Source organism: Parafilimonas sp. (assembly GCF_051953455.1).
GTDB lineage: Bacteria > Bacteroidota > Bacteroidia > Chitinophagales > Chitinophagaceae > Parafilimonas.
In genome coordinates, this window is sequence record NZ_JBQCIT010000031.1 from 173,449 (window position 1) to 188,710 (window position 15,262).

Genomic DNA, 15,262 nt, shown 5'->3' on the forward strand with positions numbered 1-15,262 from the left:
TTACCAAACACATAAATAATGGCAACAGTTGGGAGTGAAAAATATCTTGATAAACCTATCATTATTATTGGCAGCGGGCGCTCCGGCACTACCATTATGTCTGAAATTATTTTTCAGCATGAAGACCTTGCCTGGCATTCCAACTGGCAGGAGATAATTGTGTTTACGCCATTGATAAATTTATTAAGGCCGCTCATGCATAATAAATTCTGGGGCCTTAAAAGGTTTTACAAATATGTTGGCGTAAGCAAGAATACGCGGCAAAAACACCAGTCAAAAATTGATCTTGTTCTATTCAATCCGATTGAGCGTTATAATTTCTGGGAACACATCACGGGTAAACGCATAGATTTTTCACGTGGCTTTTTATTAAATGAAAAAGCCACCCCGGAAGAGGTGAAACGCATTCGTTCTTTTTTAAATAAGCAGGTAAAATACCAGGGCAAAAAAAGGCTCATCATGAAATTTACCGGCCCTGCCCGGCTGGAATATTTAACCAGTATATTTCCGGATGCGGTTATTGTAAATGTTATCCGCGATCCGGTTGCCACTGTTCGTTCCTGGCTCGAAGTGGGCTTCTGGCAGCGCATGGGCATTGACAAATTATGGTGGCGCGGCGCTTACACGCCTGAAGAAATTGCTTATTCAGAAACTATAAAAGACAAGCCTGCATTAATAACGGCTCTTCAATACAAAAAACTGATGGAAACCACGCAGCAGGAAATTGATAAGCTGGGTTTGAAAGTGTATGAATGCCGCTATGAAGATTTTGTAAAAGATCCCAAAACCTTCATTCATAAAATGATGGATTTTATGCAATTGCCGCCATCAGAAAATGTGGATGCCTATCTTGAAAATATGATTGTGGATAACCGCAATGAGCGGCAATCTGCAAGTAAGAAAAGCGCAATGCCGGAAGAAACGAAACAGCAGATTTTAGCAATTACAGGCAATTATAATTGAACAATTGATATGTAGGTTGTTGACAGTAAGTCACCCAATCAAGCAGTCAACCGATCAACAAAAAAAGCATGGACAAGAAACTAAAAGTAGCCCACGTAATCCGCGTATTCAGCTATGGCGGCGCAGAAGTGTTATTGCGTGAATGCTTTGCCCATCCCTATTTTAAAGAAAATGTAGAATCAGATCTATATATCCTTGATCACAAAAAACTTGGCCTTGTTCCGGAAGTAAAACCCAATGTTAATTCAATTCATTACTACAGGATTACTACACCGAAGTTCCCGATAGCGTATGCAAAATTTTTGCGGCATATTATAAAAGACAAATACGATATTGTTCACATGCACCTGCCCGTTGCAGGATGGATGACCATACCCGCGAAATTATTTAATCGCAAAACAAAATTTATTTACAGCGAGCATAACCTTGTAAATTTTTACGCCAAATACAATTATTATTTAAGCGGCCTTACTTATGGCTTTTTCGATTGCCTGGTTGCTGTTTCTTACGAGGTGGGAGAAGTAATAAAAAAAATGCAAAAAGGTTGGTTTTATAAAACCCGGAAAGCCGTTACAATCCTCAACGGCATCAATACAGATAAATTTACCAACGCACACCGCGATTATGATAATGCCAACAACAATTTCACGGTAGGGCTGGTGGCGAGGTTTCGCCCGCAAAAGCGCGTTGACCGCTGGGCAGAAGTAGCCGCTGAAGTGCATAAACTCAACCCAAATATAAAATTCCTGATGGTGGGCGACGGGCCGGATGATGATATGCTGCGGGAAAAGATAAAAACCTTAAATATGGAAGGCAAAATTGAATTGCCCGGCATGTTAAGCGATACGGCAACCGCCTTTAAACGTATTGATATTTTTTTACTGACGAGTGATTTTGAAGGATTACCCCTTGCCATTATGGAAGCCATGAGCACGGGCTGCGTACCGGTGGTAAGCAATGTTGGCGGCATTAAGCAATTGCCATTCGATGGCTTTGGATATAAGTTTGATGATTTCAATCCCGCAGAAATTGCCAGGGTTATTGCGGCTTATGCAAATGATGCTCAGAAATTTAAAATGGAAAGCCAGCGTGCAAGAAGTTTTGTCGAGCAAAATTATTCACTTACCAAACAGGTGCATGAAATAGTGGATTTGTACAGGGAATTAATATAAACTATTAATTATAGTTGCTGCACAGAACAGAAGGGATGTAAGAATCTTATTATTTCAATACCACATAATCACCTTTGGCATCAATTGAAATTACCGGTAGTTTCTTTTCCTTTTCAAAATAATCATATACTTCTTTCAGCTTATCGGCAAATACCTGAAGGCCAGGCTGGTCTTTGGTTGTCTTTTCCAGGTAAGCCATACTCTTGGGATTATCGAAACGAACGGGATAAATGTGCACCGGAATAAAATCCTGCCCGTTACTCTTGGCGCTCATTGCCAGAATATACAATTCTTCAATCTGCGGGTCCTGAATGGGGATGCAGCCAACTGTTATGCAGCTTCCATGAATATAAATATCACCACCGGGATTAAATTTATTAGTAGTACATACAATTTTATCGGAGGCATTAGGATAATTCAATCCCAGCGACATGTGGTAGTTACTGTTGGGCTTAAACTCATTGATATAATAAAAACCTTCAGGCACCTGGTAATCACCCTGCATGCGTTTAGGGCCTAAAGTGCCCGCCAATGCACACACAGAGTAGGTTTTAAATAATTTAAATGGCTCATTCCTGTTATTGCGCACCCATACTTCCAACTGGCTGTCGTATTTAAAGGAACGGATATACATCTGCTTCACAGGCCATTGCAAACCGGCAGCGGCTAACTGTTTCTTTAAGGTATCTGCCTTGCGGTTCATGGCCTCGCTTACGCGGGGAAAATTAGACTGATAATCTATGAATGACGGCTGCGCTGCTGCACACAAACCCACAAAAACCAAAGCAGCTAAAAGAAAAGACTTCATCCGTATATTTTTTGTTTTTTATAGTGAGGCGAAACGACTTAATATATTATGCTGTACGATAATTTAATATGTGCATTTCATAGTTGCAAAATAATTTAAAAAAGGCGGGATATGAAATTATCCTTTGTTAATGTTGAAACAGCAATAGTTTATTGCCAATAAAATAAGCGCAAAGACTTCAGTCAACCACTCATCAATTAATTATGCAATCAATTAAAAGAAAGGTATTTTGCGCTTCCAATCTTCTGAACTAATCATCCCGGCAACTTAACCAGCTTTATTTATTCAAATAATGATATTGTATGAAAAAAATTTCATGGTTAGTTGTATGCAACCTGTTTGTATTGTGCTTTATACTCTCCTGTTCTCAGGTAGGCGGCCATAGTCTTACATACGAGGTAAGTGAATCGGGAACATATTTTACAATCCGTGCAAAGTATGATAAACAACAATCAGAAGAAGTTGACAGGTTTATGGACCGGTATTTTGATAAGTATAAAAATTTTTCATTCCAAAATACTGTGATGGATGCAACCCTTACGCTTAATGATGGCACAGGATTTTATATAAAAAAGCAGCCGGGATATCTTTCCATCAAATTCAATAAAGAAAAAAACTCACCGGCTGCCTACAGGCAAATGAAGCTGCTGGGTGAAAGATTAAAAACAGTTATGCAGGAGTAATTCTGCTATACTTTTAGTTGGCCTTCAATTGAGTCGTCAAGTGTTTTGCCCATAGCTGCACCTATTAATTTTTTAGCAAATGCTATGGCAGCACCATGTTTTGTATCCCAGTAATAACCTTCCGAAGGTTCAACTTTTATTACTGATATACGCGGGTCGTTTTGGCCTTCGGTAAACCAGGCTTTTAAAACCGGTTCCCACAATTCCTTAATCTTTTCCTTATCAGTACTTACTGTGGCCTTGCCGCTAATGCTTAAAAAGTCGCTGTACGAGCTGCCCTGGAATAAGAGCTGCACATTTTTATCGGCTTGCAGTTCTTCATTTTTATGGCTGTCAGTTGCACTTAGAAACCAAAGATTACCCTCATCATCTATTTTTTGTACCGACATTGGCCGTGTTGTAAATTCATCGCCCGGAACTTTATTGGTACAGAAAAAACATGTTTTTGCACTGCTTACCAATTCCTTAATTTTTTTCGCCGCCTCGTTGCCTGCTAAATTTTCGCGGTTCTTTTCTGGCTGTTGTTTGTTAATGCTATCCATAAGTTTTTTATAAAAGCTATCAAAATAAATACCTTATTTTCTACAGGGTTACCTATTTTAATTTTGTTTATTAAATGCAGCACAGTCTGTTAGTGCCTGACGATTACCGGGCATTAATAACCTCAAAAAGCTTTTTAAATTTCCCTGTTGCATGCAATTGATTTCAAAAACAGAATTGCCGCGTATAAAGCACCGCACTGCGGCACTGGTATATTTTTTTCTTTCAGGATTTGGCTATTCCACATGGGCCTCCCGCATACCCGGTATCCAGCAGCAGTTGCATATAAACGAAGCGCAGTTAGGTGCCGCCTTACTGGCTGCGCCCATAGGAGTGCTGGTAACGGTTCCTTTTACGAGTAATTTATTAAACCGGTACAGCAGTAAGAGCATTATGATCCTCGGAGCGCTTTTTTATAATGTAATGCTGGCCCTGTTGGCATTCACCACCCATTTATGGCAATTATGCATCGTATTATTTTGTTTTGGCTCTTCGCGCAACCTGCTCAATTTATCTATGAATGCCCAGGGTGTTGAGGTGCAGCGTTTATACGATCGGTCCATCATCACCAGCTTTCATGCGGTGTGGAGTATGGCTGGTTTTGCGGGCGCTGCCGTGGGTTATCTTTTTGTTGTTTCCGGTTTACCGCTCAGCGTTCATTTTTTATCTGTGAGTATAATCCTCATCCTTCTTTCAATTATCTTCTACCCCAACACCTATTATATTTTGCAGCAAACCAGCCAGCGTAAAAAGTTTTTTGTGTGGCCCGATAAAGCACTAATTGTTTTTGCGCTCATTGCATTTGCTTCTATGGCTTGCGAAAATGTGATGTACGACTGGAGCGCCATCTATTTTAAAAAAGCTGTGCTTGCACCAAAAGATACTGCTACCGCCGCTTTTGTTTTATACATGGTTTGTATGACAACCGGCAGATTTTTAGGCGACAGGATTGTACCGAAGTTTGGCACTAGCACCATTTTAAAATATAGCGGCCTTTGCATTTTTTCGGGACTATTAATAGCCAGCCTCTTTCCATACATAATACCGGCATCCATAGGTTTCGTGCTTACCGGTTTTGGGGTATCGTGCATTATACCGCTTATTTTCGGGCTTGCCGGGAAGTCTACCACCATGAGCAGTGGTACGGCCATCGCTTCTGTATCCACCGTTAGCTATTTTGGTTTTTTAGCTGTTCCTCCCGGCGTAGGTTTTATAGCACAGGCAATTGGTTTAAGATGGTCGTTCGGCATCATCGCCCTTTTCGGCGCAGCCATCTTCCTGCTGGCCTCAACAATTAAGAAAGATGAAGGTTAAAACAGATTAACCATGCGTCTCCTTTTATAAATCCAGGAAAAGATTATCCAAAGAAATACCCAAAACATATTTAGGCATTACAGGTTGTTAAGTGTGCACACAGCCTTCTTTATTTTAAAAACACAAGGGTTTATAAATTAAAAAAATCATGCTGCACAAGGAATGCCCATGCTTATTTAAAAATTAATAAGCAGTGCCGGAATATATTACGTATAGAAAAAAAATACTGTTGAATAAAGACTTGACGTAAAACGGCTATACAAAGACTATGTACGTTATACACAACAGGTAATGAGTTAGTTATATAATTTTAAATTTCTTTTTGCCATCTTTTTTGGGTATAAAATTTGGGTTGATTTTCCTAAAATTTAAATCTTGTGCAATGAACGTAATAACAGCTACAAAATCTGGTTTGTCACTTATTGTTGACCAGCTCCAGAAACAAAAGGAGGAACTTACCGCCATTTATAACAATGCTATTACCAATGGCGAAAAATTAAATGAGGTGAAAACTATTTATATCACTTTAAAAGATGTAGATAAACGTTTAAATGAGTTATTACGTATTTGTTAACGTCATTGTTCTCTTACGCATATAAAAAAATCCCATGCAATCATGGGATTTTTTTATTTATACAATTTCAGTTTAACACGCAGTAAATTAATTCTGCTTATAGTTTTGCAGGCCGTTGTAACAAAGCAACTATTAAACTGTTTCGTTCATGCAAAAACCTGTGCTGGTTATAAAACTTGGCTCTGCAACCATCAGCAAAGCTGACGGCTCTATTAATAAAACCATTATAAAAAAGATAACCGATGAAATTGCTGCGCTGTCTGCCCACTGGCGCATAGTGCTGGTATCAAGCGGCGCAGTGGGCAGCGGCAAATCATCCATTCAAAATTATAAAGGCAGCATAACCGAGCGCAAGGCGGCTGCGGCAGTAGGCAATCCCATACTTATACAGTTATACCATAAATATTTTTCAAAGCATAGCATTTCAGTGGCGCAGGCTTTATGCGAAAGGCATCATTTTTCCAACCGCCTGCAGTTTCTCCAGCTTAAAGAAACATTCGCCGCTTTCTGGAACAATAATATTCTCCCGGTAGTAAATGAAAATGATCTTGTAAGCAATATCGAATTAAAATTTTCCGATAATGATGAACTTGCCACGTTAATTGCCGTAGGGTTTGATGCGGCAACGCTTATTGTTTGTACTTCCGTCGGCGGTTTTTTGGATAGTGAAAAAAAGATAATTCCTGTTATTGAAAAAATAGATAAAAATATACAGGGCTACGTTCAAAACGATAAAAGCAGCCTTGGCCTGGGCGGCATGTTATCAAAGCTTACGTTTACCAGGCTTGCTACATCGCTTGGAATAAAAGTGATTATCTGCGGATTAAAGATGCCGGACTTTTTTACGTCGGCATTGCAGGGTTTAAATGGCACCACTTTTATTCCGCAGAAATCGAATTTTAAAGCCCGGCAAAAATGGCTTGCCAGCGGTTCAATTACGCTGGGCAATATTGCGCTTGACGCCGGCGCCGTAAAAGCTTTGGCTAACCGGAAAAGCCTGCTTACAGTGGGCATTAAACAGGTGGAAGGCAGTTTTACTGCGGGGGAAGTGGTTCAGCTTATGAATGATGTGCAGGAAATAATAGGTGTTGCCAAAGTAAAACTGGATGCAAAAGAAATGCGTGCACAAATAGCACAAAAAAATATAGTGGCGGCGCATGCCGATGATATTGTGATCTTTTAAAGCTCATCTCATCTTTCCCAAAGGGAAGGGAAAAGAAACGAACATCCTTTTATTATTCTTTTAATATTTTAGGGGCAAAAAGTCTTCTTCTTTGGAGAGGACCAGGAGAGGTTCAACATGCAATCAATACAACCACTCATTATAAAAACACATAAAGCCGCTGTTCATCTTCGTAATTGTGCTGATGTGCAAATAAAAAAGACATTGAACATGCTGGCTGATGCACTGGAAGCTAATACTGCCATTATTTTAAAAGCCAATAAAAAGGATGTAGCTAAACAGGATGTAAACGATCCGCGTGTTGACCGTTTGATGCTGAATGAAGAACGCATTAAAGGCATTGCCAACAGCATCAGGAAAATAAGTAAGCTGCCCAATCCTTCCAATAAAATATTGGATAAACGCACCTTGCCTAATGGACTTGAGCTGGAAAAAATGAGTGTGCCGCTGGGCATTGTGGGCGCAGTATATGAATCAAGGCCCAATGTTACGTTTGATATAGCCAGCTTATGTTTACGCAGCCAGAATGCCTGTTTATTAAAAGGAAGTAAAGAAGCGGAGGCAACCAATAAAGCATCTATAAAAATTATTAAAGATGTTTTGAACGCCAATAATATTGATGCGGATTGCATAACGCTTTTACCAAGCGAAAGGGAAGTAGTGCAGGAGTTATTTTCGGCAACAAAATATGTGGATGTAATTATTCCCCGTGGTTCTGACAGCCTCATACAGTTTGTGCGTAAAAACAGCCTGGTGCCGGTAATTGAAACAGGCGCCGGCGTTTGCCATGTATATGTTGAAGGAAATGCCGATATAGATAAGGCAGTGAATATTGTGGTGAATGCCAAAACCACGAGGCCCGCTGTTTGCAATTCATTAGACACCATTGTGGTGGATGAAAAAATAGCAAAACCATTTTTAGATAGGCTACAGCGTTTATTTGATAAATATCCTGTTGAAATTTTTGCTGATACAAAATCCTATACATTGCTGAAAGGCTATCAGCACCTGCAACATGCAAAACCTGGAGATTTCGACCGGGAATTTTTAAGCCTGAAGTGTGCTGTAAAAGTGGTAAAAAATATAGACGAAGCATTAACGCATATTGCCCAACATTCCACCAAACATTCCGAAGCTATCATATCAAAAAACAAAAAAAGCTGTGAGCGTTTTTTGCGCGAAGTGGATGCTGCTGCTGTTTATGCCAATGCTTCCACCAGGTTTACGGATGGGGAAGAGTTTGGCCTTGGCGCTGAAATAGGCATATCAACACAAAAGCTACATGCCCGCGGACCGTTTGCCCTGGAAAAACTCGTAAGCGAAAAATGGGTGGTGAGGGGTAACGGGCAAGTGAGATAGCCGCTTTTTAATATTCGTCTCAACTTTCTATTGAAAAGAAATGATTATTGAGTATTTGATTTGACTATTTATAAGATATTACCTTCTTCCATCGCTTTCAGCTCTTCATCATTGAAATCATATATTACCGGAACGCATGTTGCCAACTCCCTCGCTACAATTTGTTCAGGGGTAAGGTTTTCAATAAACATAATAAGGCTGCGCAAACTGTTGCCATGTGCTACAACCAAAACATTTTTTCCTTTAAGCAATTCAGGCAAAATAGCTTTCTTAAAATAGGGCACAACACGTTGGTATGTATCCTTCAAACTTTCTCCGCCAGGCGGGGCCACATCAAATGAACGGCGCCAGACCTGCACCTGCTCCGCTCCGTATTTAATGGCCGTTTTCGTCTTATCTAACCCTTCCAGTTCGCCATAACTTCTTTCATTTAAAGCCGCATCTTTTATTACCGGGATATTTTGAAGCCCGCATTTATCCAGTATTATCTTCAGTGTATGTTGTGCCCTTCTCAGCATAGATGTAAAAGCTATATCAATTTTTTCTGATCTTAACTGATTGGCGGCGCCTTCCGCTTCATGGCAGCCGGTCTTTGTCAGGTCAATATCAAGCTGGCCGGTAAACCTGTTTTCAAGGTTATACAGCGACTGGCCGTGCCTTAATAATATTAATTTCACATTCAATGGAATTTCTTTTGAATTGCACAACAGGTGCAAATTAAAGAACTGCGTTTTGGGTTGCGAAATAAGTTAATTGATGATCCGGCAAAGGATAACTGCCATTAGTTCCTGAATTCCTGCGAAACCATAATACCGTAACGGCCTCCATCAAGAATACCGATACCGATTCTGCCAAAGCCTGGTCTTAATATATTTTCGCGATGCCCTTTGGAATTCATCAATCCTTCATGTGCCAGTGAAAGTGTTTGGGCAAGCGCAAGGTTTTCGCCGGCCAGTGTAAAATGAACATTGGCTTCACGCATACGGTCAAACGGATTAGCGCCTTCGGGTGTGAGATGCGCAAAATAACCGCGTTTAAACATATCCGCCGAATGTACAAGCGCCACTTTCCTTAGTGCACTGTCCGCAGCGAGCAAAGACAGCCCTGCCTTGCGCCTCTCTTTATTCACCAGATCCAGCATTTTTGTTTCGAGGTCAGAACGTTCTATAAAATCAGAGGTTTTAAACGGCAGCTTTACAATCTCATTACTTTCCGGCTCCACCGTTAATTTATTCATGCTCCGGTTAACGGCCTCATCAAATACGGGGGATAATTTTTCATTCAGCCACTCTGCAGGCATCACGAAATTATCGGCCACAATACTCTTACGCGCCGCATCGGCCACATCTTTGGAAATGGACAGGGAAAATAGTAATGCAGAAAGTATGGACGCCAGTATCAGCCCGTTGATAAACCCCGGTATCATGCCTGCAGCATAATTAATTGCACTGCGGTGCATACGCATACTGGCTGCACTTAAAATAGCATCAATAATAAATGATAACAATAACCGGATTGCGGTTATAGCAATTATGAGTGATAATGGTGCGCTCCATACGCCAAGCGATGGCACATATTTTTCAATAAGTTTCGCAAGGAAAGGATAAAACACAAACCCGAAGCAAATGCTGGCTATCCAGCCGAATAATCCAAGGCTGCCGGCTAAGAAACCACGTTGCCAGCCCGCCCACATTGCCAGCAGCATAACTGCAATTAATAACGCATCTACCCAATTCATTGGGGCGTGCATAAGCAAAAACTATGCTACCTGTATAAAAAGTTTGTTATGGAGTTTTATTGATCAAAATTTTTATTGATTGGCGCAGGCCCCATTTTGAGCATGGCCATTAACTGGTTCATCGTTTTTTGCATGCCTTCAGTGCTGCCATCGAGAAATATTACATTGCACTTACCATATTCAGCAAAGTTTTTTATGGCTTCCGTCCACATGCTGAACAAAATAACATTTGTATCAAGGTTGGCCTGTTTCATTTGTTCGGCCGCCTGGCTCATACCACGTGCCACTTCTTCCCGGAAAAGTGCAACACCCTGGCCACGCAAACGGGCGGCTTCGCGTTCTGCTTCGGCAGCAATTTTTATAGCATTACCTTCTGCTTCTGCGCCTTTTGTTTTGGTGATGAGTAAAGCCTGGCCTTCATTTTCTGCAGCAGCTTTCAGGTTATTGCTGGCAACCACCTTGCTCATGCTTTCCATGATAGCTTTATCAAAAGTGATATCGTTTATTTGCAGGTCAAGTAAATGATAGCCCCAGTCTTCCAGCACATGGTCCACTTCAAACTTTACAGATTCCACCAAATCTTTTCTCAAGCCAAGTATTTCGCTTTGCCTTTTTGTGGCCACATAGGAACGGATATTTCCTTCAATCGTGCGCACCAGTGCCTGCATTAAATCTTTATCACTAATAAATTTAAACGCCACTTTCTTTACCGTTTCTTCTTCTGCATTCATTACGGCATACAGCAGCATGCTTTTAAAATAAACATTTGCCTGGTCCTGTGTTACGGCCTGGAATTCGAGTTCCACAGAACGGTTTTGAATGCTGATGCGGCGGTATATCTGTTCGAGTATTGGTATTTTAAAATTAAGGCCGGGCCTTAATATGCGCTGGTATTTTCCAAACATGGTTATCACTGCAATTGTGGCCTGGTTAACGGTTACAAGCCCGCTGAAAACAATGAACAGCAGAACAGCCAGCCACCAGTAGTTAAGTATTTCCATAAGTAATTAATTTTTGGGAAAGATAATAAGAGTTAAACATAACAGGGCGGTTTTGCGTATAATAAACACGGCTTATTATACTATACGATAGCAATCAGCTTTCCACAAATGTAACCTGAAGCGCAATCATTGAGTGAATACCAACAATGCCAAACAGCGGCAGCCCGGGAAGAAGCGGTAATAGAATTTTGAGCCGGGCATTGCGTTTCGCTGATTTTTAAGGCCTGGTTATTTTTTGATTGGCAGCGCTGGCAACAGCTTCTGTGGCATTGCACATGCAGCTATTCTTATACTTCCGGAGATGGTTATATAAACAGTAAACATATTGTTTTATAGCAAAGTCTATAAAAACTTTAAGTGAACTTATTATGATGCCTCTTCCCACACCTGCACCAAATACGACAGCATTTCAACCGCTTTTTGCATATCTTTTACACCAACCCATTCATGCCTGCTGTGAATGGCCTGCATACCTGTAAATAAATTAGGACAGGGCAAACCCGTAAAACTTAAGCGGCTGCCATCTGTACCACCACGAATGGGTTCATTTTCTATTTTTAAACCGGCACGTTTGTATGCCTGCTTTGCATACGATATAACTTTTGGATAATGATCCAAAACCTCCTTCATATTGCGGTATTGTTCCGTTACTTTAAACTCCATCCTTGCCCTCTTGGAATATTTCTTTAAAACCTTTGCAGCTATAGTTTGCAGCCGTTCTTCATGGTTTTTAAGCTCAAGTGTATCAAAATCGCGGACAATAAAATCGATGGTTGCTTTTTCTGCCACACCATTTATAGCAACCGGATGCACAAAACCTTTTCTTTTGGAAGTTGTTTCCGGGCTCCATTCATCTTTAGGCAAAGCATCTACAATGGCACTTGCAATTTTAATAGCGTTTACCAATTTGTTTTTTGCATAGCCCGGGTGCGCTATCACACCATGAATAGTTATGCGCACGGCATCTGCGCTAAAGGTTTCATCCTCCAGTGTGCCGGCCTCGCCGCCATCTAAAGTATAGGCATAATCAGCATCCACTTTTTTAAGATCGAGCATGGCGGTACCCTGCCCCACTTCTTCATCCGGTGTAAATAAGATTTTTATTTCGCCATGTTTTATTTCAGGATGTGTAACAAGATAATTGGCCAGGTCCATAATAATGGCAACACCGCTTTTATCATCTGCACCCAATAAAGTTAACCCGCTTGCTGTTATTATATCATGTCCTTTATGTTCTTTTAAATAAGGATAATCTTTTTTTGAAATAACCTGCGTGGTATCATCGGGCAGCACAATATCTTTCCCATTATAATTTTTATGCAGTATGGGCTTTACGTTTGTACCGCTGCAGTCAGGCGCTGTATCAATATGGCTGCAGAAACAAATAACCGGCACTTTTTTATTAGTGTTGGAAGGGATGGTTGCATACAGGTATGCATATTTATCTGTATGAACGTCTTTCAGGCCGAGCGCCTTCAGTTCTTCAGCAAGCAGGTTACTTAAATGCTTTTGTTTTTCTGTTGATGGATGCCTGTCACTTTCAGGATCGCTTTGCGTATCAATCGTTACATAGCGCATAAATCTTTCTGTAACGGTATGCTCATATCCTTTAATCATATTGAATAATTGAGCAACAAATAAACGGTTTCTGTCAATTATTTCCCTATAAAAAAATTAATGCTTAATTTTCATTAACCAAAAAACAGCAACGATGAAATCACCATAAAAGTTTTTGCACAAATTCATACCTAAAGCAATAAAAACTTTTATGCAAAATACCATGTAACAAAATTCAAATAAAAATATACAAACATGAAAATACTTATCGGCTCTATAGTTGGCGGCATTATCATTTTTATATGGCAGTTTCTTTCATGGACGATGCTTAACCTTCACGAACCTGCCCAGCAGTACACGCCAAAACAGGATAGCATAATGGCTTATTTAAATACACAATTTGATTCCAGCGGAGGTTACTTTATGCCTAACCTGCCCAAAGATGCTTCGCAGGATGACATGAAAAAGTTTGAGGAAAACGCTATGGGCAAGCCCTGGGCACAGATTGCCTATCATAAATCTTATGATGCCAGCATGGGGATGAATATTGTAAGGGCCTTGATTACCGATATCATCATCGTTTTATTTTTCTGCTGGATAGTCTCCGGGTTTACAGCAAATAGTTTCGGCAAAACTTTTCTTGCAGCTTTATTAACGGCATTGATCATTTCGCTTTACTCCAATTATATTATTCATATCTGGTATCAAACCTTTGACCTGGAAGCGCATTTTATAGATAATCTTGTTAGCTGGGGCGCAACGGGCGTCTGGCTTGGATGGTGGCTCAACAGGAAAAAAGTATAGCGCGGCATAAAAGCAACGCCTTATTAAAAAAGTTCAGGATGCCATTTCCAATTGGAAAGGCCTATGCTAAAAATTTAGCATGCCATCCGTTATTTATAGCATCCCCCATAAGTATCATTTGTGCAGCTTTTTTTAAGTTGAATAAATGTTGCGCTGCCACTCATCATTAAAAACTTTGTTTATTGCTGTAAAGCCTACAAGTTTGTGATTTTTTGAGGGAAAAAACAGGCAAAACATGTTTCTTTGCCGCCTGAAAAATTGGGCTCAGATGTGCAATTTTTGCACGATCATTTTCCGCTGGTAGCTCCGAACAGGATTTAACAATGCTAACCTGCCGGCCGGATGCCTTAACAAAACAAACAGCACATGAAACCAACTATAAATAATTTCAGAACAGGCAAAATGCGTTTAATAAGTTCATTTATACCCGTCGCCTGCTTATTTTTTCTTGCTTCCTGTGGCAATAAAGCAGGCCAGCGACAAGCGGCCGATATGCCGCCACCGGCTTACCCGGTTTTTAAGGTAATCGCTCAAACAAGCACTATTAAAACAGATTATCCTGCCACATTACAGGGTGAGCAAAACATAGAGATACGTCCCAAAATAGATGGTTATATAGAAAAGATATATGTAGATGAAGGAGCCGTTGTAAAAAAAGGACAGTTGCTTTTCCGCATCAATGCCCCGCAATACCAGCAGGATGTAAACAATGCCGCCGCCGCCATAAGCAGTGCCGAAGCCGATGTAAGTGCTGCTGAATTGCAGGTAAAAAAAGTAAAGCCGCTGGTAGAGCAGGATATTGTAAGTAAGTATGAACTTGAATCTGCTGAATACACTTTACAGGCACGTAAGGCTACATTGGCGCAGGCCAGGGCTAACCTTGCCAATGCCAAAATAAATCTTGGTTATGCCGATGTAACAAGCCCTGTAAACGGCGTGGTTGGCACTATTCCGTACAGACTGGGAAGTTTGGTGAGCAGCACCACAACGATGCCGCTGACGACTGTTTCAAGCATCAATAATGTGTTTGCCTATTTTTCCATGAATGAAAAACAGTTGCTCGATTTTTCACGGGAATATAAAGGCAACACCCTGGAGGCAAAACTTAAACAATTGCCCGCTGTAACACTCATATTAGCTGATGGCAGTGAATACCCGGAAAAAGGCCGTGTGGAAACAGTTGCCGGGCTATTAAATACAGAAACAGGCTCGGCGAGCTTCCGCGCTGTATTTCCAAACCCGGTTCACCTGCTGCGCAGCGGCGCCAGTGCGGTGATTGAAATACCTGTTACCATTAACGATGCCATCATCGTTCCGCAAAGATCAACGTACGAGCTGCAGGGCAAGCGTTTTGTTTATCTCGTAAACGACAGCAATAAAGTTATCAGCACCGAAATAGAAGTGATGTCTGTTGCCGCAGGTCAGTATTTTGTTGTTACCGGTGGTTTAAAGCCCGGTAACACCGTGGTGTATGAAAGCACCTCTTCCTTACAGGACAGCACAGTTATTAAACCGGATATGCAGCCGGAAAACAAGGTGTACAACCTTAAGTGATCATTCTTATTT

At 40.8% G+C, this 15,262-nt stretch carries 15 protein-coding genes; 9 read left to right on the top strand and 6 right to left on the bottom strand.

Annotated elements, in window-relative coordinates:
- Nucleotides 1-18 precede the first annotated feature (18 nt).
- Together ACTHN6_RS12480 and ACTHN6_RS12485 are read left to right on the top strand one after the other, a co-directional pair.
- Entirely contained in the window at nucleotides 19-963 is a 945-nt protein-coding gene (locus tag ACTHN6_RS12480; RefSeq protein ID WP_440436097.1) for a sulfotransferase, read from the top strand.
- A gap of 68 nt (nucleotides 964-1,031) precedes the next feature.
- A complete protein-coding gene (locus tag ACTHN6_RS12485) occupies nucleotides 1,032-2,135 on the top strand; it encodes a glycosyltransferase (RefSeq protein ID WP_440436098.1) in 1,104 nt (367 codons plus the stop codon).
- Between the two features lie 49 nt (nucleotides 2,136-2,184).
- On the opposite strand, the gene ACTHN6_RS12490 is transcribed toward ACTHN6_RS12485, so the two are convergent.
- A complete protein-coding gene (locus ACTHN6_RS12490) occupies nucleotides 2,185-2,943 on the bottom strand; it encodes a L,D-transpeptidase family protein (RefSeq protein ID WP_440436099.1) in 759 nt (252 codons plus the stop codon).
- 302 nt (nucleotides 2,944-3,245) lie between these two features.
- Here ACTHN6_RS12490 and ACTHN6_RS12495 point away from each other — a divergent pair, with 302 nt between their 5' ends.
- Nucleotides 3,246-3,626, top strand: coding sequence for a hypothetical protein (locus tag ACTHN6_RS12495; RefSeq protein ID WP_440436100.1), 381 nt, complete (start codon nucleotides 3,246-3,248; stop codon nucleotides 3,624-3,626).
- A 5-nt stretch (nucleotides 3,627-3,631) separates the two neighbouring features.
- On the opposite strand, the gene ACTHN6_RS12500 is transcribed toward ACTHN6_RS12495, so the two are convergent.
- Nucleotides 3,632-4,168, bottom strand: coding sequence for a pyridoxamine 5'-phosphate oxidase family protein (locus tag ACTHN6_RS12500; protein ID WP_440436101.1), 537 nt, complete (start codon nucleotides 4,166-4,168; stop codon nucleotides 3,632-3,634).
- Between the two features lie 151 nt (nucleotides 4,169-4,319).
- Here ACTHN6_RS12500 and ACTHN6_RS12505 point away from each other — a divergent pair, with 151 nt between their 5' ends.
- The 4 genes from ACTHN6_RS12505 to ACTHN6_RS12520 all read left to right on the top strand — a co-directional run bounded on the left by ACTHN6_RS12505 (nucleotide 4,320) and on the right by ACTHN6_RS12520 (nucleotide 8,596).
- Complete coding sequence (locus ACTHN6_RS12505) at nucleotides 4,320-5,480, top strand: MFS transporter (protein ID WP_440436102.1); 1,161 nt, start codon at nucleotides 4,320-4,322, stop codon at nucleotides 5,478-5,480.
- Between the two features lie 382 nt (nucleotides 5,481-5,862).
- Nucleotides 5,863-6,054, top strand: coding sequence for a hypothetical protein (locus ACTHN6_RS12510; RefSeq protein ID WP_440436103.1), 192 nt, complete (start codon nucleotides 5,863-5,865; stop codon nucleotides 6,052-6,054).
- Between the two features lie 148 nt (nucleotides 6,055-6,202).
- Entirely contained in the window at nucleotides 6,203-7,237 is a 1,035-nt protein-coding gene (gene proB, locus ACTHN6_RS12515; protein WP_440436104.1) for a glutamate 5-kinase, read from the top strand.
- Between the two features lie 117 nt (nucleotides 7,238-7,354).
- The gene (locus ACTHN6_RS12520) at nucleotides 7,355-8,596 is read left to right on the top strand and encodes a glutamate-5-semialdehyde dehydrogenase (RefSeq protein WP_440436105.1); all 1,242 of its coding nucleotides are present in this window, start codon (nucleotides 7,355-7,357) and stop codon (nucleotides 8,594-8,596) included.
- Between the two features lie 68 nt (nucleotides 8,597-8,664).
- Here the strand turns inward: ACTHN6_RS12520 and ACTHN6_RS12525 are convergent, their stop codons facing one another.
- The 4 genes from ACTHN6_RS12525 to pepT form a co-directional block, all read right to left on the bottom strand.
- Nucleotides 8,665-9,273 carry a 2,3-bisphosphoglycerate-dependent phosphoglycerate mutase gene (locus ACTHN6_RS12525; protein ID WP_440436106.1) on the bottom strand — a complete coding sequence of 203 codons (609 nt, stop codon included), beginning with the start codon at nucleotides 9,271-9,273 and terminating at the stop codon, nucleotides 8,665-8,667.
- A 104-nt stretch (nucleotides 9,274-9,377) separates the two neighbouring features.
- Nucleotides 9,378-10,334 carry a CvpA family protein gene (locus ACTHN6_RS12530; RefSeq protein ID WP_440436107.1) on the bottom strand — a complete coding sequence of 319 codons (957 nt, stop codon included), beginning with the start codon at nucleotides 10,332-10,334 and terminating at the stop codon, nucleotides 9,378-9,380.
- Nucleotides 10,335-10,390: 56 nt separating this feature from the next.
- Nucleotides 10,391-11,335 (bottom strand): SPFH domain-containing protein, encoded by a 945-nt coding sequence (locus ACTHN6_RS12535; RefSeq protein WP_440436108.1) that lies wholly within the window; start codon nucleotides 11,333-11,335, stop codon nucleotides 10,391-10,393.
- A gap of 366 nt (nucleotides 11,336-11,701) precedes the next feature.
- Nucleotides 11,702-12,952, bottom strand: a complete 1,251-nt coding sequence (gene pepT, locus ACTHN6_RS12540) for a peptidase T (RefSeq protein WP_440436109.1) — start codon at nucleotides 12,950-12,952, stop codon at nucleotides 11,702-11,704.
- 195 nt (nucleotides 12,953-13,147) lie between these two features.
- On the opposite strand from pepT, the gene ACTHN6_RS12545 reads away from it, so the two are divergent.
- Nucleotides 13,148-13,696 carry a hypothetical protein gene (locus tag ACTHN6_RS12545; RefSeq protein ID WP_440436110.1) on the top strand — a complete coding sequence of 183 codons (549 nt, stop codon included), beginning with the start codon at nucleotides 13,148-13,150 and terminating at the stop codon, nucleotides 13,694-13,696.
- A 366-nt stretch (nucleotides 13,697-14,062) separates the two neighbouring features.
- Nucleotides 14,063-15,250, top strand: a complete 1,188-nt coding sequence (locus ACTHN6_RS12550; RefSeq protein WP_440436111.1) for an efflux RND transporter periplasmic adaptor subunit — start codon at nucleotides 14,063-14,065, stop codon at nucleotides 15,248-15,250.
- Nucleotides 15,251-15,262: the final 12 nt, after the last annotated feature.

What these genes read in the sequence shown, in the direction of transcription:
- ACTHN6_RS12480 (WP_440436097.1), top strand. Translation starts at nt 19, where the DNA reads ATGGCAACAGTTGGGAGTGAAAAATATCTTGATAAACCTATCATTATT.
- ACTHN6_RS12485 (WP_440436098.1), top strand. Translation starts at nt 1,032, where the DNA reads ATGGACAAGAAACTAAAAGTAGCCCACGTAATCCGCGTATTCAGCTAT.
- ACTHN6_RS12490 (WP_440436099.1), bottom strand. Translation starts at nt 2,943, where the DNA reads ATGAAGTCTTTTCTTTTAGCTGCTTTGGTTTTTGTGGGTTTGTGTGCA.
- ACTHN6_RS12495 (WP_440436100.1), top strand. Translation starts at nt 3,246, where the DNA reads ATGAAAAAAATTTCATGGTTAGTTGTATGCAACCTGTTTGTATTGTGC.
- ACTHN6_RS12500 (WP_440436101.1), bottom strand. Translation starts at nt 4,168, where the DNA reads ATGGATAGCATTAACAAACAACAGCCAGAAAAGAACCGCGAAAATTTA.
- ACTHN6_RS12505 (WP_440436102.1), top strand. Translation starts at nt 4,320, where the DNA reads ATGCAATTGATTTCAAAAACAGAATTGCCGCGTATAAAGCACCGCACT.
- ACTHN6_RS12510 (WP_440436103.1), top strand. Translation starts at nt 5,863, where the DNA reads ATGAACGTAATAACAGCTACAAAATCTGGTTTGTCACTTATTGTTGAC.
- proB (WP_440436104.1), top strand. Translation starts at nt 6,203, where the DNA reads ATGCAAAAACCTGTGCTGGTTATAAAACTTGGCTCTGCAACCATCAGC.
- ACTHN6_RS12520 (WP_440436105.1), top strand. Translation starts at nt 7,355, where the DNA reads ATGCAATCAATACAACCACTCATTATAAAAACACATAAAGCCGCTGTT.
- ACTHN6_RS12530 (WP_440436107.1), bottom strand. Translation starts at nt 10,334, where the DNA reads ATGAATTGGGTAGATGCGTTATTAATTGCAGTTATGCTGCTGGCAATG.
- ACTHN6_RS12535 (WP_440436108.1), bottom strand. Translation starts at nt 11,335, where the DNA reads ATGGAAATACTTAACTACTGGTGGCTGGCTGTTCTGCTGTTCATTGTT.
- pepT (WP_440436109.1), bottom strand. Translation starts at nt 12,952, where the DNA reads ATGATTAAAGGATATGAGCATACCGTTACAGAAAGATTTATGCGCTAT.
- ACTHN6_RS12545 (WP_440436110.1), top strand. Translation starts at nt 13,148, where the DNA reads ATGAAAATACTTATCGGCTCTATAGTTGGCGGCATTATCATTTTTATA.
- ACTHN6_RS12550 (WP_440436111.1), top strand. Translation starts at nt 14,063, where the DNA reads ATGAAACCAACTATAAATAATTTCAGAACAGGCAAAATGCGTTTAATA.